12 protein-coding genes are annotated in these 20,656 nt (G+C 51.6%); 7 read left to right on the forward strand and 5 right to left on the reverse strand.

The genetic code is table 11. The features are described 5' to 3' along the window. A partial coding sequence (locus Q0628_RS01125) for a uracil-DNA glycosylase family protein (protein WP_298767728.1) occupies positions 1 to 729 on the forward strand: 729 nt, incomplete at its 5' end. Positions 730 to 750: 21 nt separating this feature from the next. Continuing rightward, positions 751 to 1,386, forward strand: a complete 636-nt coding sequence (locus Q0628_RS01130; RefSeq protein WP_298767730.1) for a CatB-related O-acetyltransferase — start codon at positions 751 to 753, stop codon at positions 1,384 to 1,386. A gap of 9 nt (positions 1,387 to 1,395) precedes the next feature. Here Q0628_RS01130 and Q0628_RS01135 read toward each other — a convergent pair whose 3' ends face one another. The 3 genes from Q0628_RS01135 to Q0628_RS01145 all read right to left on the reverse strand — a co-directional run bounded on the left by Q0628_RS01135 (position 1,396) and on the right by Q0628_RS01145 (position 4,944). Beyond that, complete coding sequence (locus tag Q0628_RS01135; protein WP_298767732.1) at positions 1,396 to 2,352, reverse strand: class I SAM-dependent methyltransferase; 957 nt, start codon at positions 2,350 to 2,352, stop codon at positions 1,396 to 1,398. Between the two features lie 67 nt (positions 2,353 to 2,419). Further along, positions 2,420 to 2,863: a transcriptional regulator NrdR gene (gene nrdR, locus Q0628_RS01140; RefSeq protein WP_072977912.1), complete on the reverse strand. Its 444-nt coding sequence runs from the start codon at positions 2,861 to 2,863 to the stop codon at positions 2,420 to 2,422. An 8-nt stretch (positions 2,864 to 2,871) separates the two neighbouring features. Then, positions 2,872 to 4,944 carry a transketolase gene (locus Q0628_RS01145; protein WP_298767735.1) on the reverse strand — a complete coding sequence of 691 codons (2,073 nt, stop codon included), beginning with the start codon at positions 4,942 to 4,944 and terminating at the stop codon, positions 2,872 to 2,874. Positions 4,945 to 5,137: 193 nt separating this feature from the next. On the opposite strand from Q0628_RS01145, the gene Q0628_RS01150 reads away from it, so the two are divergent. After that, positions 5,138 to 7,129, forward strand: a complete 1,992-nt coding sequence (locus Q0628_RS01150; RefSeq protein ID WP_298767736.1) for a M6 family metalloprotease domain-containing protein — start codon at positions 5,138 to 5,140, stop codon at positions 7,127 to 7,129. Here the strand turns inward: Q0628_RS01150 and Q0628_RS01155 are convergent, their stop codons facing one another. Beyond that, on the reverse strand, positions 7,130 to 14,449 hold the full coding sequence (locus Q0628_RS01155; RefSeq protein WP_298767737.1) for a VWA domain-containing protein: 7,320 nt from the start codon (positions 14,447 to 14,449) through the stop codon (positions 7,130 to 7,132). Positions 14,450 to 14,553: 104 nt separating this feature from the next. On the opposite strand from Q0628_RS01155, the gene Q0628_RS01160 reads away from it, so the two are divergent. Genes Q0628_RS01160 through gmk form a run of 4 tightly spaced genes read left to right on the forward strand, consistent with a single transcriptional unit; the run spans position 14,554 to position 19,700 of the window. Beyond that, positions 14,554 to 15,591, forward strand: a complete 1,038-nt coding sequence (locus Q0628_RS01160; RefSeq protein WP_298767739.1) for a hypothetical protein — start codon at positions 14,554 to 14,556, stop codon at positions 15,589 to 15,591. 48 nt (positions 15,592 to 15,639) lie between these two features. Then, positions 15,640 to 18,204: an NPCBM/NEW2 domain-containing protein gene (locus Q0628_RS01165; protein WP_298767741.1), complete on the forward strand. Its 2,565-nt coding sequence runs from the start codon at positions 15,640 to 15,642 to the stop codon at positions 18,202 to 18,204. Positions 18,205 to 18,211: 7 nt separating this feature from the next. Continuing rightward, on the forward strand, positions 18,212 to 19,135 hold the full coding sequence (locus Q0628_RS01170) for a glycosyltransferase family 2 protein (protein WP_298767743.1): 924 nt from the start codon (positions 18,212 to 18,214) through the stop codon (positions 19,133 to 19,135). A 1-nt stretch (position 19,136) separates the two neighbouring features. Continuing rightward, a complete protein-coding gene (gene gmk, locus Q0628_RS01175; RefSeq protein ID WP_298767745.1) occupies positions 19,137 to 19,700 on the forward strand; it encodes a guanylate kinase in 564 nt (187 codons plus the stop codon). On the opposite strand, the gene Q0628_RS01180 is transcribed toward gmk, so the two are convergent. Beyond that, a complete protein-coding gene (locus Q0628_RS01180) occupies positions 19,697 to 20,656 on the reverse strand; it encodes an L-threonylcarbamoyladenylate synthase (protein WP_298767747.1) in 960 nt (319 codons plus the stop codon). The two genes, gmk and Q0628_RS01180, sit on opposite strands and share 4 nt — an antisense overlap.

A 20,656-nucleotide genomic window follows, 5' to 3' on the forward strand; every position in this document is an offset into this window, starting at 1 on the left:
AACAGTGCGCCCGCTTCTACAGCTCCGGAAGCCGCAAGCGCTCCGATTCCGGACACCACCGGATTTGCCCCCTCGCTCTTCGGCGCCGTCGACACCAAGGCATCCGCAATTCCTGCCGCCAACATGCCGACCGAGCGCGTCGTCAAACGCGCCGCCCACGCCTTCGAATCTGCCGAAACCCTTGACGCATTCTACGAATCCATCAAGGGCGAAGCCATGTACGCCAAGGAAGCTGCACTCGCCCGCTACGCAGGCCCCGCCAAGCCGAAACTGCTTTTCCTGCTCCCCGCCATTAAAATGGCCGAAGCAGCAAGCATCTCGGCAACAAGCACCGACGCCTTCTTCGGAACTCCCGTCGGGCAGATGCTTTCGCGCCTGTTCGCAAGCCTCTCCATCGAGCAGAAGGACATCGGCATCACCTATTTCTTCAAGTCCACCGAACGCCCGCTCGCGCCGCTTCTCGAAGCAGCACTCCGCAAGATGCTTACCAAGGAACTCAGCTTTATTCAGCCCGAAATCATGGTAACCTTCGGCCAGCCGCTGTTCTACCAGGTGTTCGGCAAGGGCAAGAACTTCGACGACAACGCCGGCACCGCCATGGACTTCTCCGGCACCAAGAGCGTTGCGCTCGTAGACCCCTACCTCATGGTAAACGACAAGCAGATGAAATGGCTCACTTGGAAGGTTCACATCCCGCGCAGTGGGCTTTTCACCATAGCTGCAAAGTAATTTTCGACGAGGCAGAATCGCATGAGCGCTCCGAATCCGAACACGGTGCATCCAATTGCGGGCTACGACAAGGAAATCTACGTCAAGCCTACCATCAAGAACCCGAACATTATTGTCGGGGATTTCACCTATATCGCGGACTCGGAATTCGAAAGCCATGTGACGCACCACTACGACTTTATCGGCGACAAGCTGATTATCGGAAAGTTCTGCCAGATTGCCGCGGGCGTGGAATTCGTCATGAACGGCGCGAACCACCAGATGAATGCGGTTTCTACATTCCCGTTCTATCCATTGGAAGGCTGGAAAATGAATCCGCCCGCCAAAAGCGACATGCCGTTCAAGGGCGATACCGTCATCGGAAACGATGTGTGGATTGGCCAGAACGCCACCATCTTGCCAGGCGTGCATATCGGTGACGGTGCCATCATCGGTGCAAACAGCGTCGTCGGTAGCAATGTAGAACCTTATACGATTGTCGTCGGAAACCCCGTCGAAACCATTCGCTACCGCTTTGACGAGGAACTGACGAAGCTCCTGCTCAAATTCAAGTGGTGGGACAAGCCCATCGAAGAAATCAACGAACTGATTCCGATTCTTACGGACAGCGATCTTGATAAAGTCAAAGCCGAAATCCACCGGCTAATGAAAGATTAATTCAAACAGCTACACTTCAATCAGTGTTGCCACAAGGCAGCTGTCTTTAGTGTGGCCAGAGCCCACAAAGTCGATATCCTGCGACTTGTTCCAAAGCGTCTTGGCGCTCGAGTGAACAGACGCCACCGCAGCAAGGGCGTCGCGCGAGAATTTAGACAAATTAAATTCGCTATAGTTGGAACTCACCATAAAGAGGCCGCCCTTGTTGAGGAGCGTGGCGCAGTCGGCGACGAGCGGCATCAGGTGTTCGCGCACATTGAAGTTCTTGCCCTTGAAGCGAGCAAAGCTCGGCGGGTCGAGCACGATGGCATCGAACTTGAGGCCTTTCTTTTGCGCCCAGTGAACGTATTCGACGGCATTGCCTCTAAAAAATTCGCCCTGCTTGGGTTCGAGTCCGTTGAGGGCGTAGTTTTCGCGGCCCTTGTCCAGAATCTTCGCGCTGATGTCGGCATTCGTCGAAATCTCGGCGCCGCCTAGGCGACCATGCACCGAGAAGGCGCAAGTGTAGCTGAACAGATTCAGCATGCGGCGGTCGGCCGCGCGTTCGCCCATTTCCAATCGAATCGCACGCATGTCGAGGAACAGCCCCGGATTCACCGTGTCGAGCAAATCGATGTGAAATTTCGCAGAACCTTCGCGAACAACGCCTACAGAATCTTCCGCGCGCCCCACCGCCACTTCCATCGGCGGGTTCTCCAGCGACTTGCCCGAACGGGAAAGGCGTTCCTTTATAACGAGGCAAACCGGTGCGAACTTTTCTGCGACGGCGGCAACGACAGCATTTTTTTCGCGGAGCAATTCATCGCCGAAAAACTGAATCTGATAACGGTCGCCGAACTTGTCAAGCGTCATGCCGGGGAAACCGTCCGGCGCCCCGTTCACAATGCGGAAAGCCTCCGTCGTTTCGAACAACGGAGCTCGCTTATCAAAAGCAGCATCTAGAAGATTTGTGAACTTAAAGGACATTTTGCTTCAGATCCTGCTCCATAGATCCTTCGACTTCGGGCTTCGCCCTACGCTCAGGATGACACTCTTACTTGTCCATGCTTTTGATCTGGTCCACGAATTCGCCGACTTCCTTGAATTCGCGGTAGATCGAGGCAAAGCGCACGTAAGCGACGGCATCGAGTTTCTTGAGTTCCTGCATCACCAGATTGCCAATCTGCTCATAGCTGACTTCGAAGTTTTCAGTCACGGTCAAGGCGTTTTCCACGTTAGTCGCGAGCTGTTCTATGTCAGCAACAGAAACCGGACGTTTCTTGCAGGAGTTCATGATACCGCGCAGCAGCTTTTCGCGCTGGAACGGTTCATGTTCGCCGCTGCGCTTGATTACGGTCAGTGGCTGGACTTCGATGTATTCGCGAGTGGTAAAGCGCTTGCCGCATTCGCAGCATTCACGACGGCGTCGAATGGAGGAACCGCTCACGCGGCTATCCACCACTTTGTCGTTATCTTTCTTGCAGAATGGGCAAATCATCTTGAACCCTAGTTGAACTTCTTGAATTCAGCGACATTTGCCTTGAATTCAGCGAGGTATTCCTTCGCGGCAGCCACGACGGCTTCCGGAGTGTAACCGAATTCCTTTTCGAGCACGGCTGCCGGAGCAGAGGCGCCAAAGCGTTCGAGACCGGAGACCTTGCCGAAGCCACCCACGACCTGGGCGAACAGGAGCGGAAGGCCGCTGGACTTTGCAAACACCGGAGTCCAAGGAACGATGATGGAATCGCGGTAAGCCTTGTCCTGAGCCATGAAGAGGGCCGGGCTGATCATGGAGACCACGCGGACCTTGAGGCCTTCGCCACGGAGGATTTCGGCGGCGTCGTGCGTCAGGAGCACATCGGAACCGTTAGACACGAAGGTCAGGTCCGGGCGTGCGGAGCCACAGTTGTCGCTCACGATGTAGGCACCCTTGCGGCAAGCCTTGGAAGCTTCGTAGCGCTTGTCTCCGGGGAGCGTCTTCACGTTCTGACGAGTAAGGATAATCGCTGTCGGGCGATCGTTGTTTTCAAAAGCCATTTCCCAGGCGGTCACGGTTTCGAAGGCGTCGGCCGGGCGGAGCACCAGCATTTCGGACTTGCCGTCTTTGCGCTTGAGGCCTTCGAGCAAACGGATCTGGGTTTCGTGTTCGATCGGCTGGTGCGTCGGGCCGTCTTCGCCCACGCGGAAGCTGTCATGCGTGTACATGAACTTGACCGGGAGTTTCATGAGGGCGGCCATACGAATCGCCGGCTTCATGAAGTCGCTGAACACGAAGAACGTGGCACAAATCGGATAGAGGCCGCCGTGCAGTGCGATACCGCAGCAGATGGCGCCCATAGTCAGTTCGGCAACGCCCACCTGGACGAAGGCGCCCTTGAAGTCGCCCGCGCGGAAGATGCCGGTCTTGTTGAGGAAGGCCTGGGTGTTGTCGGAGTTGGAAAGGTCAGCGGAGCTGCAGATGCAGTTCTTCACGTTTTCGGCGAGGTAGCCGAGCACGGTACCGGAAGTCACGCGGGTAGCGACACCTTCCTTGAGTTCGAGCTTGGAAAGGTCGATCTTCGGAGCCTTGCCCGAGAGCCAATCCTTGAGGGTGGCAGCCTTTTCGGGGTTCTTGGCGTCCCAAGCGGCCTTGGCCTTCTTCCATTCGGCAACCTGCTTGCGAAGTTCTTCCTTACGGGCTTCGAAGCCAGCCTTCACGTCGTCAAAAATCTTGAATGCATCGGCCGGATCGCCGCCGAGGTTCTTCACCGTTGCATCGGTAGAGGCGCCAGCGGCGTTCAGCGGCTGACCGTGTGTAGAAACGGCACCTTCGAAGCTCTTGCCGTCTTCGGCAATGGCGCCCTTCGCCATGGTGGTGTGACCGATGATGATGGTCGGCTTTTCGGTTTCGGCCCAGGCGGCCTTGAAAGCCTTGCGGAGTTCTGCGATGTTGTGGCCGTCGGCCACATCAATCACGCGGAAGCCCCAGGATTCGTACTGACCTGCCAAGTCGTGGCTCATCACGTCTTCGACCTTGCAGGAGAGCTGCACCTGGTTGGCATCGTAGAAGAAAATGAGGTTCGAAAGCTTGAGGTGACCGGCAATACGGCCCACGCCGTAAGCGATTTCTTCTTCAAGGCCACCGTCAGACACGAGGCACACGACCTTGTGCTGCAGAATGTCGCCAAAGCGTTCGACCATGAAGCGTTCGGCAATCGCATTACCGAGGGCTACGGCATGGCCGATACCGAGCGGCCCCGAGGAGTTTTCGATGCCGAGGGCGACTTCGACTTCGGGGTGGCCCGGCGTGCGGGAACCCAGCTGGCGGAAATTCTTGAGGTCATCCATCGAGAGGTTGCCGAGCATGGCAAGTTCGCCGTACAGGAGCGCAGACATGTGGCCCGGGTCCATAAAGAAGCGGTCGCGGGCTTCCCAGTAGGGGTTTTCGGGGTCAAAACGGAGAAATTCCGAATACAGGAGCGTAATGGCGTCTGCTGCGCCCATGGCTCCACCCGGGTGACCGGACTTTGCCTTCTGCACCATGGCAGCGGAAAGGATTCGAATGTTGTCAGCCGCTTTTGTAACCAACGCGTCTTGCACTTTTTTAACCTCTCTTTAGTATTCGAGACGATGAGCCGTCACGAAAATAAGCGCCCCAAATTTAGCATTTTACGAGAAAAAAACACCCCTTTGCAAAACAATAACCCCTGATTTTAAGTTTTTTGTATGGTAATATTCTTTTTTCGGCCTTAAAAACAGTGCAAAATTGTCCTAAAAAACTTATGTTAAAGACATGATCTTCGAGAAACTCCTCTACATCCCTTTTTTTGCGGCCTTTTTCGCCACCACATCATGGGCCATGCCCGCCCTGGACAAAACCTGGAAGGCCAAACAGCCCGACGGATCGACTATCGAAGTTCGCAAATTCGGAAACGAGCATTTCCACTTTACCGGAACCCCCGACGGCTACCCCATCCACAAGGATTCCAGAGGATATTTCCGCTATATAGACAAAAATGGGAAATTGTCCACCCAAAAGCCTAAAAACAAGGACGACATCATCCGTTCACTCAAGCACGATCACCTAGAAAAAAACGAAAAATCGACACCCATGATGGCTCCTTCTGCCACCAATGCCTCCACTAGCGAAAGCATGTCGACGCCACAGATGCTCCCGGCAGTCAGCAAAACCATTTCAGGAGAAAAGAATGCTCTTGTCATCCTGGTACAGTTCAACGACCTCCCGTTTAGCTTCGAAGACCCTAAAGCCTCCTTTGACAGCCTACTGAACATGGAAGGCTACAACAAGCACAAGCAAAGCGGTAGCGCAAAAGATTACTTTGTTCAAAATTCCATGGGAAAATTCAAACCTCACTTTGACATCGTCGGCCCAGTCACCATCAGCGGCAACTACCACAAGGATTACGGATATCTGTCCCAAAATGGTAACTACGGGGCCCAACTCGCGCTTCAGGCCGCATTGGACACGCTTATCAGGCTGGGGACCGTCGATTTTAGCAAATACGACAACGACGGCGACCGCTATCTCGACTTCGTCCACATGATCTATGCCGGTTTCGGGGCTCACGACTCCGACCAGGATTCGGCCATATGGCCACACAAATGGATATTCCAGTACCGTAAGGCGGTTGCGCAAAATGCACAAAGAAGATCCATTTACGTATCCAGCTACGCCTGCTCTGCAGAACTGGACGGCTATTCCTATAACATAAACCCGAACAACAAAATCATTGCTGGCGTCGGAAACTTCCTGCATGAATTCAGCCACCTGATGGGGCTCCCAGACTTGTACGCCACGGGCAGCACTCCGCAGGCCACTCCGTCAAGCTGGTCCATCATGGACAACGGAGCCTATAACTCGAACAACTACTATGGGCCTCTCGCCACCTCTCCTCCTTACTATTCCGCCTTCGAGCGCATGTCGCTAGGGTGGATGGATGCGACGGACCTTTATGTAAATGGAAGCGTCTCCATAACCGGAATCGAGAACAATGTCGCACTACGTCTCACAAATCCAAGCAACAATGACGAGTTCTACCTCCTAGAATACAGGACCCAGAAGGACTGGGATCAGGCTCTTCCGAATCACGGCATGCTCATCTGGCATATAGACTACAACAAGATGGCCTGGGATTCCGCAAAGGTCAACTCCACGGAACACCAGCACGTGGACCTCATCGAAGCCGATAACGACACCTCCCTTTACTCCCTGAACGGAAACTCATTCCCCGGAAAATCGAAAATCACGGAATTCAGCCAGTTCAATCTATGGGACGGCAACACCCTTCCTGTCGCATTGAGCAATATAACCGAAGCAAGCGACAAGACCTATGTTTCCTTCAATGTAGCCATGAACGCCCCAGACGGAACGTTGGAACTTACCGAAGAACCCGAAAGCAGCAGCTCCGAGGAATCTTCCAGCAGTATGATTGAAGAAATATCGTCCAGCAGCGAAGCGGAAAGTTCCTGCAGCGAAGAAAGCAGTTCCAGTGAAGAGAAGTCTTCCTCGTCCGAAGAAACACTCGTTATCGCAAGCCCCCTCGACATAAGCATCGAAATCGTCAATAAAAAAGGCCACATTTTCCTTTACGACTTGCCGCAAGGCGAAAAGACCGTCACCCTGTTTTCCCTGAACGGAAATATCCTGTTCCGTCAAAAGGTCACCGGATCGTCGTTTGATTTTGCAACAGATAACATAACGAACGCCGCAATCCTGTTGGTCACAGAAGGACGGCGCTCCCTATACAGCGGAAAAATCCGTTAATTATTTTGTCCGCTTAATGCCGGTCTTGACGATGCGGAAATCAGTATGCCCATCGTCAAACTTGAAGTCAATTCGCCAGATATAGACACCCGTTCCCACCTTGCGATTTTCATCCGTACGCTGGTTCCAGTATAGGAACCCAATGGCTGAACGGTCTTCACCATTTCTACGGAATTCCTCGTCCATCTCGCCATCGAAACCGAACGACTGCTTGAATGTCGCCACGACATTCGAATATTCATCGAAAATGGTCACAACGGCCTTATACGGAGCCACAGCCGCCACGCGAATCGTAGATAGGGTGTCAGGCACACGAGACCATTCCTTTTCATGAGGGGCAATCCATTTTGCCTTCTTATCAAGACCACTCACGGACGGATTCGGAGAAACTTCGTACAGGTACATATCGCCATTGTCGCCTTCGATTTCCGCTCCACCGCGACCCATGCGGTTTCCCTTTAAGTCGACATACGAGGCCTTCGGATTCGTCCTAATGCAATTTCCGGTGACAATATTATGATCGTCAAGAACGAGAATCCAGATCATCCCCGTAGAATCAACATCCGGTTTCTTTGCAATATTCAACGAATAATCGAGGGTATCCTTGCAACGGGGAGAATAACGGAACAGGGACTCCCAATTGTCGCGACCGCCCTTCTTCAGTCGAATCGGTTCCGAAAGCGTAACGACAAGGGTATCGGGAGGAAGTTTCGCATGCACATCCATGAATTCCTCAATCGAATATTTTCCCGGGAACTTTTCGACCTTTGCAGGAACAGCCCCTATCTTGTCGGTAATGTAGACCTTCTGCGAGAAGTCCTTATCCGTCTTGGTCACGCGAATGTAGGGAGGCTTGGCCGTATCCCCCGCCGTAAGGCCGTATTCAAAGGCTTTATCCAGGGATGCGGAAACCCACTCGTCACCTACACCGCCTTCCAGATCGTCTCCGGATACTTTTTGACGGTCGCCACCGGCAACATTCCAGTAAACCGTATCAACCATCTTCACTTCTTCCTCGAGCGAAAGCATGAAGTGGATGCGAATCGAATCCGCACGTCCATCCAAGTCACTGTCATATATTTCAGCGCTATCGGCAGGAACATAATTCGAGAACACCACTAGGGAATCCCTATCAGAAAGCGGTGATTCGTCCTTGCCCGCCTGGGCATAAATTAGGACACGGTTGAAAATCGTATCCAGGTTAAAGACCGCATCCAGTCTAGTATTCATCATGGATTGCTTGTCTTCCGCAAAGTAGAAGATCCCTTCGTAATCAAACATGGAAGAATAGATATCCGTTTCTACGGCCTTGACCCACAGGGAATCTCCATCTTCGGTAAAGAGAACCACCTTGAGGGTATCCACCTTGGTCAAAGAGGCACTAGGTCCACGAACCCGCAAGCGGAAAGGTGCCGAGCGGGAGGTTTCCACGGAATCCAGGTCAACATCCTCTTCCAATTCCAGGAACTGGTAGCTGTACTCATCCTTATCGGCCAGGATAACCGTATCCCTTGCAAAGGTTCCATAAAACGGATCCTTAAATTCCGCCACCAGGGTATCCACCGGCATACAGGAAATTTTTCCGTCATTTTTCTTTGCAGACCATTCATTCTTGGGAATGGAATCCCTATTTTCAAAATAACCGCTGCGCTTTTCCACCATGACGATATCGCTTTCCACGTCGCCGGAAACCAGGCAGGAAAGTTTCGCCTTCACGGTATCCGTACGGACCGAGAAGTCCTGAGTTTCCAGGGTAAGGCCCACCAAGGTCGTTGTCCGTGTCACGGAGGCCTCGGCACTGTCTGCTTCGGCATTCACAATCTTGATGACGTCTTTTTCGTCGGAAGCCTTATAGCTTCCCTCACAGGCTGAAATCTTGTGGTTTGACGTCTTTTCGTAGCGCACCCCGGCGCCGTCACCATCCTTGGCACGCACGTAATACTCAAGTATCCCAGCTGCGAACTTTTCCGAGGGAATTGCAGCCAGCCATCGGTTTTCGGATTCGCGTCCCATGGCGACTTCGTTGAACAGCACCGCCACAGAATCCTTGTAGTAAAGGAAGGCATTGTAGACACCGTCATCGTCGGTAATGTCAAAAGCCATATAGCCCGTTCCACCCGTGGTATCAACACAGGAAACATCGGCAAACATTACCTCGGGGACCTCGTTACGGATAGGAATCGTATAAGGTTCCTTGGCCGGGTTCGGCAAGAGCGGAGTCTTACCAATAAGCGACAGGGAGTCCGTTGCCACCACGTAGAAATCAATTCCCGGTGGCAGGGCATTGGAAGCCGGCACCACATAGCGCCACAGGCTATCCTTCACATGTTCCATTTCATAGGAGGTATAGGTCTGTCTTTTGGTATTAGATTCCTGAATAAAGATGCGCACGGACGCCAGGGGCTCCTTGGACGTCACGTAAACCGTAATTTCGATACTGTCCTTCTGGGGCTGGTTCACCCCCACCTTCTTCCAGGTTTCCTTGGTCAACGCAACTCGGGGCGGCATAGCATCTTCGCTCCAATAGGCCGTATCGACAGCATTCTTGTTTACAAAATTCGTCTTGACAATCACCTCGTGGGTTTCCCCGTTCAAGACCGTGTCTGGGCTCTGGTAGCAGAGGGTATACCGGGCCTGAACCGTTCCTTGAATAGAGGCATAAATAGCGGACAGGTCACTTGCAGAAGGAGCCTCTGTATAGATGCCCCCCGTCCCCTCGGCAATGGACTTTAACGGTTCCGTAGACACGCCCGTTCCAACTCCCACAGAATAGATTACCGCATTCTGGCCAAGAGCCTTCTGAACAATTTCACTACTTGTATAGGAACCGGCACCATAACCATCAGAAAAGATGATTACCGTAGCTCCGTTTATTTCGCCCTTCAATTCTTCCAATGCGGCGTATGCACCATTATTGATAGCTGTACCACCGGAGGCATGGATATTGTTTACGGCATCATAAAGAAGACTTTTGTCGGAAGTCATGGGTTGGATTACTCTTGCCGAGCTTTCAAAACCAATAATCGTAGTCCTATCGGAAAAGCTCATTTCATCAATAAATAACCGAACGGCTTCACGAACATCATTGACTTCGCCTGACATAGATCCGCTTTCATCCACCACCAAAGCGACAGCTACACCGCCAAAATCCTGGGTAGTCGTCACCTGGACAGGCAAGGCCTTATTATCCTGGAACAAGATAAAGTTCGAAGAATCCAAGCCAAACAGAGGGGAACCTGTATTCTGGTCCGTCACGGAAACTTGAGTACAGATACCCGGGTGACTGCTAATATCCATACCTGTAATTTCTAGAGTCGGTTTCACAGAGAAGTCCAGCACATAATTGGCCTGAACACGGCAGTATTCCGACTGGGGCTGGATCCGGGTTTTAACATTGGTCGGGTCGTCAATTTTCGCCTTGCCCTCCACCAATGTCCAGGAATCAAACACATAGCCTCCATAGGGAACCACCCGTACAAGAGTATCCTTTCCCGGTTCAAGGTATACGTTTCCCGAAGGAATAGCACGGCCCTGCCTAGATTCCACCAGCATCAAATACGGTACAGAAACATACAGTTCAAAGGACTTGTCGGGAATTGCACCATAAGAGTTCGCCGCAAAAGTCCAGTAAAGGGGTATACCCGGAATACCCTGGACAACAAGGGATGTATCTCCCGAGACTAACACTTTTTTTCCGCCCGTTTCAAAAGAAGAATCCTGTCCAAAGCTAGCAAAGTAACCCTGCAGGGAATCAGTCATCTTGAAACGCAATAAATAGACATTGGTATCGGGAGGAATCCAAGTAAACCGAATGGCCGATTCAGAGCTGTCGCAATAGTAATGGGTTCTAAAATTGAAGGTCTGGGCCTTTTCCGTCACTTCGTAAACATCGCCCGTCTTGAAAGAGGCCTTAACCGTTATATCGTCCTCGGCAGAGACTAGCGTATTGCGGGCTGTCGCATCCAATAGTTTTCCGTTACCGGAAACAATTTTCCACTTGCTGAACCGGTACCCGGATTTTCCCGAGGCACTAATGCTATAGTAGGCACCCTTGGCTACATCAGCGTAACCGGCCGACGGGGTAACGGTTCCATTCTTTCCGCTATTCAGGGTAATGGAGACCGTTTCCGTTGCATAGTTCACGTAGAAGGCTTTGGAAGAATCCGAATAATAGTCGTTCTTGACGATATAGAAAACGGAATCTCCCTTGGATAGCCTAAGGGTCTCGGACACCGAAACACCGGAAGTCAGGGAGTTCGTGTAGGAACCGAAATCCGAGGAATCATAACGGTAAACCTCAAGCCGGTTACCGTCGACACCCGAGAAGACAAAAGTATAGTCATCCCTCGAGGGAGCCACAAAGGAGAATCGCACCCCGTAAGAGGGGTTGGTGGTGTAGTAATCCTTTTCTGTGGAATAGACCTTGGGCGTTTCCACAATCTTGTACACCTGACCTATTCCAAAGACCGCCTTCACTTTACAGTCACCCTTAGCCACTACCGAGGTCACCGCCTTGGTAGAATCAAGGATCTGGCAATTACCGGACACCTTGCGCCATTCCTTGAAGCGGGAATCGGACGTTTCCGCAACAGCCCTAAGAGGCACAGTGTCCCCCACCGCATAGGTTGAATCGTAGTTACTGCTATAGGCACCCACATAGGCAAAGCCGTTTCCTGAGGTATCGGCGTTAACCTTGACCACGGGCAAAACGCTCAACAGCAAGGAATCCGCCCACTGGTTCGTATAATCACGCGTAAACAGGTAATATAACTTGTCACCGGCATCCATGTCCAGGTAGATGCGGCAATCACTATAGCAGCGGGTCGTATTGTCGTAACTATAGAATGTGGAATCGGTCCCGTAACTATAGACATAGGAGTAATTCGGCTGCTTAAGATGAAGGACATAGGTACCCTTCTTCTTGGCCGTATAGGAGGTCCGGACACCGTAACGGTTATAGACCTGGACTCCGTTGTCTTGAACCGTATACAGGGTTTCCTTGTCGGTCAGAGCGTAAATGGGAAGTTTCTTGACCGTCTTTGTAATCTTCACATTGGCCGTCGAGGGGCTGAAAGTTGTTGACATGGAATTCTTGTCCAGAAATGTTCCATTTCCCGTAGAAAGTTTCCAACTTACGAAATGGTAACCCGTATCCAGAGTCGCGGACAGGGATATATCCTCACCAATGGCAACCGTATCCGGAGTAGCACGGCCTTCCACCTGGACAATCGCTGCCGGGAGCGCGACTACAGATGCGGAATCGCTGTAATAATTGCTGCTATAGGGGACGATACTCATATAGTAGGCATCCCCAACCGCCACGGGCGACCAGTACTCGAAAGAACTCGCCCTGGTACTGGAAATCGTTCTCAGGGGGGCAGTAAATGAGTCATCTGTACCGTAATATCTATATGTTCCATACAGGTCATCCGGTTGCGTCCGGATGATGTACAAATCCGTGGTCGGAGCGACATACCTGAACCTCATTCCCGAGGCGGGCGAGACATCGTAATAGTCGTCGTTAGGCTTGTAATAAACCGGCTTGTTCGTAATGTCGTTCAGTCTAGCCTCTGCGCACTGCAACTGCAATTTCGTATCCGACTCGATAGTATCCTTGACGGAATAGGATGTCGAGTCTGCAAACTTGTGCGAGCCGCTGACGAACTTCCAGCCGTTCGTCCTATACCCGGGATCCGCCGTTCCCGTCGCATAGACGACCTGCCCTTCCACCAGAGTGACCGATGTCGGAGCACTCACTGTACATTCAGTCGACGAGCTTTCCAATGTCACTGTATAGGTTTTTGCAGTCTTGTAGCTAACATTGAAGGTATTTAGGCTATCGGAAGAATACTCGTTCTTCAGCAAATAGAAAACGGAGTCTCCCTCGGAAAGCTGCAGCGTATCGGAGACGACTTCGGTACGTGCATTTCGATACCACGAATACGAACTGAATGTCCCCGTAGGATAGCGATAGACATAGAACCATTCATAGGCTGGGTTTTCCAGATTCACGATATAGGCACCTGTCGCCGGAGCAACCAGATACAAGCGCACTCCATTAGATGCGGATCCTGAATAATAATGTTCGGCCGTCGAGTAGCTTTTGGCCACCGACGTTATCTGATACATTGTCGAGGCCACGAATACGGCCCGGACCTTGCAATCCCCGTTAATGGAGACCGTGGTCGTCCTGGCGTTTTCATCGTCAATGGCGCAGTTTCCCGATACCTTTTCCCACTTTTCAAAGCGGCTGTCCGTCGCTGAAACGGCACGAAGGGGAACCGATTCACCGGCCACGTAGGAGGAATCGTAATTCCGGGATGAGGTCCCGACATACGCCGTTCCTGCACCTGACGTATCCGCATTGACCTTGTAGGTCGGCGCCATTTTTGCCGAAAGGGTATCCGTATCGGAATAATTGTAATTGGGTTGTAGCAGGAAATAGTATTTCTGTCCAGCCTCCAGATTGTAAACGAATCGGCCCGGATTGTTAGAGGAACTCAAATAGGAGGTACTGCTTGTAAAGGAACCGTCACCATCGTAACGGTAGACATACCGTGTATAGCCATAGTTGGTCAACAGGGCATAGGTGCCAGATTCGACCGGTTCATAGACGGTGCGTATTCCGTAATTACCATCTGCTGTCATGGAACCGTTGGCATAACTTGTAAAGGATAGGTAAAGGTCGGACAAAGTATACAGGCTCGCCACCTTCGTATCGATAGACAGCGTGACATCCGTCGTCGTAGGCGTAAAGGTGGTCGAGGGTCTCTTGGAATCACCGAATGTTCCCGCACCCGATTCCACTTTCCAGCCGATAAAGTTGTAGTCCGGTTCTACCGTAGCCGAAATGCTCATCGAAGCATTCATCGGGACTGTATCAACATTGGCTCCGAAGGTTACGAAGGAGGCAGCCTTCTTGTCTACCTTGATTGTGAATTTATAGTTGGTATATGAAGAATAATAGGTCTCGACCTTAAAATAGTATGTCACACCATCTGCGCAGACAAAGTCTCTCGAAGTCAGGGAATAATAGCCCGATTTGTAGTCTGTATACGAAGAAAAGGAATCGTCCGTTCCATAGCTATACAGGTAGCGATAAAAAGAGCTGGACTTATAGGACGACGTTACCGAACAAATTCCTGTGCCAGAAGCCGTATAGCTGAACCGGACCGAGGTTTGGTCATTCTCGTCGTAATAATGGTCGTCGGCACTATACTCCGTTTCGACATCTGTTATCGTGAAAACTGTACCGTGTTCTGCGGCAAACGAAAACGAAACTAATAGCGCGAAAAACGCGCTCCAAATCTTGAGCATCATTGTTTCCTTCTAACTATATTGTAAAATATAGATAAGATTGCAGAAACATTCAACCATTCCTCAAATTCTTTTCTATTTTTCATCTTTAAGAGGAAAAAGAGTTTATGTATAAATTACTTTACACCAAAGCTATTGCACTCGTCATCGCGCTTGCCTGCGTATCATCCGTACACGCTTTTGAAATTAGGCCTCTTGCGGAGTTTCTGTTTCCCGCAAAGATCACCATCAAAAAAGAAGTGAAGGATGTCGATCAGGAAAAAAAATGGAAAACAGACTTTGTTCTAAAAGGCGGTGCGGAATTCTTGTTCAAGGCAGAATTCGCCCCGATGCGTTACGGTTTCGGCCTCGCCTATAAAAGTGCCCAAAAACAGGATGACCAAGTAGCAACGCCTGCGACAATTCCCCTATGGCTATCCCTTGCCGTGGGAACCTTCAATAGCGACAAGCTTTTCTCCCCTTACTTCGCCGCAAGATTCGGTTCCATCGCACCCTTAACCGGAGACGGAAACTGGTGGGAAAAGCCCCTGAACTTTTTCGGAAACTTTGGTATCGGCGTCATTTTCCCCTACAACATCGGACTTGAAGTCAATTACGATTATTCTTCGATGCTGAAATCCTTTGAATCCCTGGACACCCGTTACCGCGTATTCTCGGGCCGTATCGGAATTCAGCTCTCCTACGGTTTCGAACTTTCTCACGACAGAAAATACAAGTCTGACGAAGAAAAGAAGGAAAACCAGGAACAGAAGCCCATCAGCGAAACACCGGTCGCCGATTCCACTGGATTCTACTCCGCCCCGGAAGAACCCGCCGAAGACTCTACTAGCGATATTTACGCTCCCAGCGAGACGACGGACACGACTGCAGCCGTTACCGAGGAATCCACGACGGAACCAGACACGACTGCCGCAGAATCGACACCGGAACCCACACAAGAAACTCCGGCTGATTCCGTTGAAACCGCCGAGAACGCAGCACCCGAAGCAACCGAAGAAGTTCAGGAAGCTCCGGCCGACCCCCAAAAGCAAACCACGGCGACCAAGAAGAAGACCGCTAAAAAGAAAAACGCCGCAAAGACCAAGAAGTCTTCAAAGAAATCAAGCAAGAAATCTTCGAAGAAAGGCAAATCAAAGCGTCGCTAGGCATCGCAAGGCTAAAATCTTTGCGATAGCCTTATCTATATTTAGGGAATGAAATCCTTTGTACTTGGTCTACTACGAAACTTAGCCCACCCGGGAACCGTTATCGGTCTCGTCGTGGCAATTGCAATACCCTTCCTCGTTTATCTTGGTCCCAACGTGGGCCACAAGTCCACAATTCAGCAGTTGGATCTGTATCTGCCGTTGCCGCTATTCGTCGTGCAACTGCTCGCCGCAATCATCCTTTTCGCCCTCTTGAACAAGGACTTTAGAGAATGGATCCGCGCAATCCTCCCCGACAGGCGCATTTCCATCCTGATGGTTTGCTTTACTGTCGCAATCACGATTTTTTCGGGAACGCAGATTGAGGCAAGGCACCGCGTCCAAAGCGACGAAAGCGTATTCATGTCGGTCGCTCAGAACATGTTCTACAACCAGGAATCCGGAACCTGCAACCAGGGAATCTTCGACAACGGCAAACTGGAATGCGTTTCGAAATCAAATAGCTTCAAGACCAAGGGACTCGCCTTCCTGTACCTGCTCGGCATGCCCCTAATGGGATCCAATCTTCACTGGATCTTCAACATGGAGCTAGCCCTTTTCCCGCTAGCCGTTCTGCTGATGTTCCTCGCAATAGTCGCCTGGACAAGGCAGCCCCTGCTAGCCTTTTTCGCAGCACTCCTCACGGCGCTCCAACCGACAGTCATGTTCCAGTTCCGCGCCATGTCAGTGGAACCGCTCTACATTTTCCTTTCGGCACTTTCATTGCTCGCCTTCAAGTGGGCTTTCGACCGCAACACGCTCAAGCACTGGATCCTGCTAGCCCTGATTCTTGCATTTTTTGCACAGACGAGACAGGAAACCGTCTTCTGCCTGCTAGCCTTTATCCTATTTGCCCTTCCCAAGCTGCTCGACAGTAAAGGTGCCAAGGCGCCGGCATTCTTCGTTACTCTTTCGGCCTTCTCAGTACCAGTCCTACTGACAATCAGCTATTTCCAAGGTTTCGGCTTCCAGGGCGGCGAATTCGAGGCGCATGGACATTTCCTCGAAGATGTTGCAAAAAACTGGGCCGAGATGACCAAGCCACTCAACAGCAACGGCGAGCTGGCCAACCCCTTTCTTACCTATTTCAACTACCTCTTTGCCGTCGGAGCAATCTATCTCATCATCCGTGCAATCGTAGGTTATGTGAAAAAGGACTACTTCTACCTGAAGGTCCTGGTATTCATAGTCCTTTACCATATACAGACCTACGTCATCCTTGAAAACGTCTCGGGCGATTTCACGATCCAGATCAACCAGCGCTACAGCCTGGTTATGCTCCCGAGCATGGCTTTCATAGGCGCACTTCCCATAGCGCACCTCGTCGAAAAGCTCAACGAATCCATGCGAGGTAAAAACGAACAAGCCAATGCCATAACGGCGTTCCTCACTGTACTCGTTGTCGCAGCGCTCTTTACCGGCTGGACGTTCCACTACAAGGAAGACTTCAACAAGAACATCATGTACAACCGCAACCACCTTACGGTCGAGGAGCACGAGATTCTCGCCTGGCTTGCGGAACAGCCCAAGAAGGACCGTCTGTTCATTTACGGTCGCCCCTGGCACTTCGTAGGATACGGCATTTCGTCCATCCATTACGACAGGGCTCGCCAGATGAGCGACAGTCAGCTCAAGCAGTACATAAACAAGTACGACGGAGAAGTCTATTATATCCGTGGACTTGACTGCTGGGATAGCCACACCTACCACAAGAAGGCCGTAGAGCACCGAATTCCCACCACCTGCGATGTCTTTGAACGAGAAATGGATCTCGAAGGCGTGAAGAACATCCTCATCACCAACAACTATTGGGTGCAGATAGCCAAGTTTAATGGCCGCAAGGAATTCAATCCCAAAAATATCATCACCATTAACGGACAAGATTTTGGGATGGATATTTCCGAATCCGAAGGAAATTCCTCCTTTTTCCGTTACAAGTTTAGCCTGAACGAAAGCGCTGCCGTGACAAGCCGCTGGGACTACACCGTACTTGTCAACGGAGACACATTGGAACATGCCCCCTACAAAAAGGACAGCCTCGAAATCCGCGTCAACGAACCCGACCTGCTCCCCGGCTACAATCAGTTCGAATTCATCGTCCAGGACCGGGAAAGCGGAAAGGTTTTAGCGGACGTACAGAAGTTCTACTTCAACAGCGCCACTGGAGCCGTAGCCCTGAACGACATTCCCTATACCAGCCACAAGCAGGGCTGGGGTTCGCTTCATACGAACGAATCTATCGAAGGAAACGCCTTTAAAGTCGGTGGAAAGTTCTTTGATAAGGGGTTTGGAACGCACGCCGCGTCCGAGACCTCATTCAACATCGGTTCAAAATACAAGATTTTCAAAGCCAGCTATGGCCTTGACGAGGAATCCCTCTGCAGCGACGGGGCTCAACTACAAGTCATTGCCGACGGCAACATCATCTTTGACAGTGGTCGATTCAATCTCGGCAACTTGCACACGATCGAAGTGAGCGTCGAAAATGCGCAGAACCTCACGATCAAGACATTCCCGCTCGACAACATGGATTGCGATCATGTAGACATCATCAACCCCGTCCTTATTCCGTAGGTAAACCATGCTTCTATCCGTAATCATTCCCGTTTACAACGAAGAAGAAATCGTCGCGGAGACCTACCGTGTTCTCGAAGAAGAACTCAAGGACATCGAGCACGAACTGATTTTCGTGAACGACGGTTCCAAGGACCGCACCCGCGAAATCGTGGAATCGCTCCTGCCACAAAATCCAAACAACAAAATTATCAACTTCAGCCGCAATTTCGGACACCAGGCCGCCTTCAGCGCGGGACTCGACCACGCGACAGGTGATGCAGTGGTAATTATCGATGGCGACCTGCAAGATCCGCCAAGCCTCATTCACGAGATGCTCAAAAAGTGGCACGAAGGCTATCAGGTTGTCTATGCACAACGTAACAAGCGCAAGGGCGAAACCATCTTCAAGCGTGTTACCGCATTTGCATTTTATCGCCTGATCGGCAAGCTCACCAGCATCGACATTCCCCCCGATACAGGCGACTACCGCCTTATGGACCGCTGTGTCGTGGACCAGCTCAAGAACCTGCCGGAACGCAGCCGATTCCTGCGCGGTCTCGTCTGCTGGGTAGGCTTCAAAAAAATCGGTGTCAGGTACGATCGCGCACAGCGTACGGCAGGCACCTCCAAATATCCGCTCAAAAAAATGGTGAGGCTCGCCTTCGACGGCATTACAGGCTTCAGCTCTGCACCGCTCAAAATCAGCTTCTACATGGGACTTTTCGCAACGATCGTCGGCTTCGGCATCTTCATATGGTCCATCCTCGAAAAGATCCTCTCCCCTGCAACAACCGTTCCCGGCTGGGCATCGCTCATGACAGCAATCGTATTCTTTGCAGGCGTACAGCTCATGTCCATCGGCATTCTCGGCGAATACATAGGCCGAATCTACGACGAAGTCAAGCAGCGTCCGCTTTACATTGAAGATAAGAAAAAAGAAGACAAGTAAAATGAAAAACAAACTTTTTGTGATGAGCGCCGCTAGCGGTGCAGGCAAAACCACCCTCAAGGACCTTGTCATCAAGGACTTTCCGGACATCAAGTATTCCATCTCGGCAACGACCCGTGCTCCGCGCGAAGGCGAAGTAAATGGAGTCCATTACTTCTTCAAGACGAAAGAGGAATTCGAAAAACTCATCAAGGAAGACGGGCTCATTGAATGGAACGAAGTGCACGGAAACTACTACGGAACGCCCAAAAGTTTTGTCGAGAAGACTCTAGCCGAAGGAAACCGAGTTCTCTTCGATCTTGATGTTTTCGGTAAGGTGAACTTCGACAAAGTCTACCCCGATGCCACCGGCATCCTGATTCTGCCGCCAAACGAAGAAGAACTCGAAAAGCGCCTGCGCGGCCGTGGCACCGACTCCGAAGAAGTCATCCAGTTGCGCCTAGCAAACGCCAAGAAAGAAATGGAATTTGCAAAGACAAAAGGCAAGTACGAATACGTCATCATCAACGACGACTTGCAGCGCGCCGCAAACGAGCTCCGCGAAATCTTGAAGAAAAAAGACTAAACCTTAATGCTTGCCCGCTTTAAGCGGTCATTCAAGGCCATGCCGACTCCGACATTCGGAATCTGATCTACAAGGATCAGGTCATACCTGGGGTCATCGAGGTCGTGCATGTAGGCATACAGTTTGGCAGTAGCCTCCAGCATATCGCCCGTTTCAGACAGGTTTAGCGTCGCGGGAATCACGCCGGGGGTATCGCCGAAGGCGATGCGCACGCAGCGTTCCGGCAGTTTGAATTCAGCGGGAAGTTTTCCATAGAACAGCGGAACCTGCGGGCGGTAGTGCGTATCGCACTGCCCCGGCGCAGCCATCGGCTGTCCCGGTTTCGACGTCGATTCCTTCACCTTCACATTTCCGACCACGGCGGCAATCATTTCGGGCGTCACGGCGCCGGGCCTAAGAACCGTAGGTTCTCCCACCAGAGAAACAATCGTGCTTTCCACCCCCACGTTACAGGGCCCACCATCCACAATTCCAGCAAGACCGCGGTCGGCAAGTTGTGCCGCCACATGCTCGGCTGTTGTCGGGCTCACATGCTTGAATAAGTTCGCACTCGGAGCCGCCAGCGGCACGAGCGCCTTGCGGATAATTTCCTGCGCCACCGGATGCGACGGGAACCTCACCGCCACCGAGGGAAGTCCACTCGTGCACAAGTCCGGAATGCAATCCTTCTTGGGTAAAATCATGGTCATCGGGCCCGGCCAATAAGCCTTTGCCAACGCATAAGCGGCTTCGGGAATATTTTCGGTAACGTCAGCCAACTGCGAAATTTCGCATATGTGAACAATCAGCGGGTCAAAAGTCGGGCGTTCCTTGATTGCAAAAATCTGCGCAAGCGCCTTCGGTTCATAGGCGTTTCCCGCAAGGCCATAAACCGTTTCGGTCGGAATCGCCACTACCAGCCCATCACGTAAAAGTCGGGCCGCATCATCAACACTTGTCCATGGAGGGAAATGCAT

The sequence above is a fragment of the uncultured Fibrobacter sp. genome, assembly GCF_937877005.1.
GTDB lineage: Bacteria > Fibrobacterota > Fibrobacteria > Fibrobacterales > Fibrobacteraceae > Fibrobacter.

Bases quoted from the DNA above. Each gene is read 5' to 3' on its own strand.
- Q0628_RS01130 (WP_298767730.1), top strand. From the start codon at position 751: ATGAGCGCTCCGAATCCGAACACGGTGCATCCAATTGCGGGCTACGAC.
- Q0628_RS01135 (WP_298767732.1), bottom strand. From the start codon at position 2,352: ATGTCCTTTAAGTTCACAAATCTTCTAGATGCTGCTTTTGATAAGCGA.
- nrdR (WP_072977912.1), bottom strand. From the start codon at position 2,863: ATGATTTGCCCATTCTGCAAGAAAGATAACGACAAAGTGGTGGATAGC.
- Q0628_RS01150 (WP_298767736.1), top strand. From the start codon at position 5,138: ATGATCTTCGAGAAACTCCTCTACATCCCTTTTTTTGCGGCCTTTTTC.
- Q0628_RS01155 (WP_298767737.1), bottom strand. From the start codon at position 14,449: ATGATGCTCAAGATTTGGAGCGCGTTTTTCGCGCTATTAGTTTCGTTT.
- Q0628_RS01160 (WP_298767739.1), top strand. From the start codon at position 14,554: ATGTATAAATTACTTTACACCAAAGCTATTGCACTCGTCATCGCGCTT.
- Q0628_RS01165 (WP_298767741.1), top strand. From the start codon at position 15,640: ATGAAATCCTTTGTACTTGGTCTACTACGAAACTTAGCCCACCCGGGA.
- Q0628_RS01170 (WP_298767743.1), top strand. From the start codon at position 18,212: ATGCTTCTATCCGTAATCATTCCCGTTTACAACGAAGAAGAAATCGTC.
- gmk (WP_298767745.1), top strand. From the start codon at position 19,137: ATGAAAAACAAACTTTTTGTGATGAGCGCCGCTAGCGGTGCAGGCAAA.
- Q0628_RS01180 (WP_298767747.1), bottom strand. From the start codon at position 20,656: ATGCATTTCCCTCCATGGACAAGTGTTGATGATGCGGCCCGACTTTTA.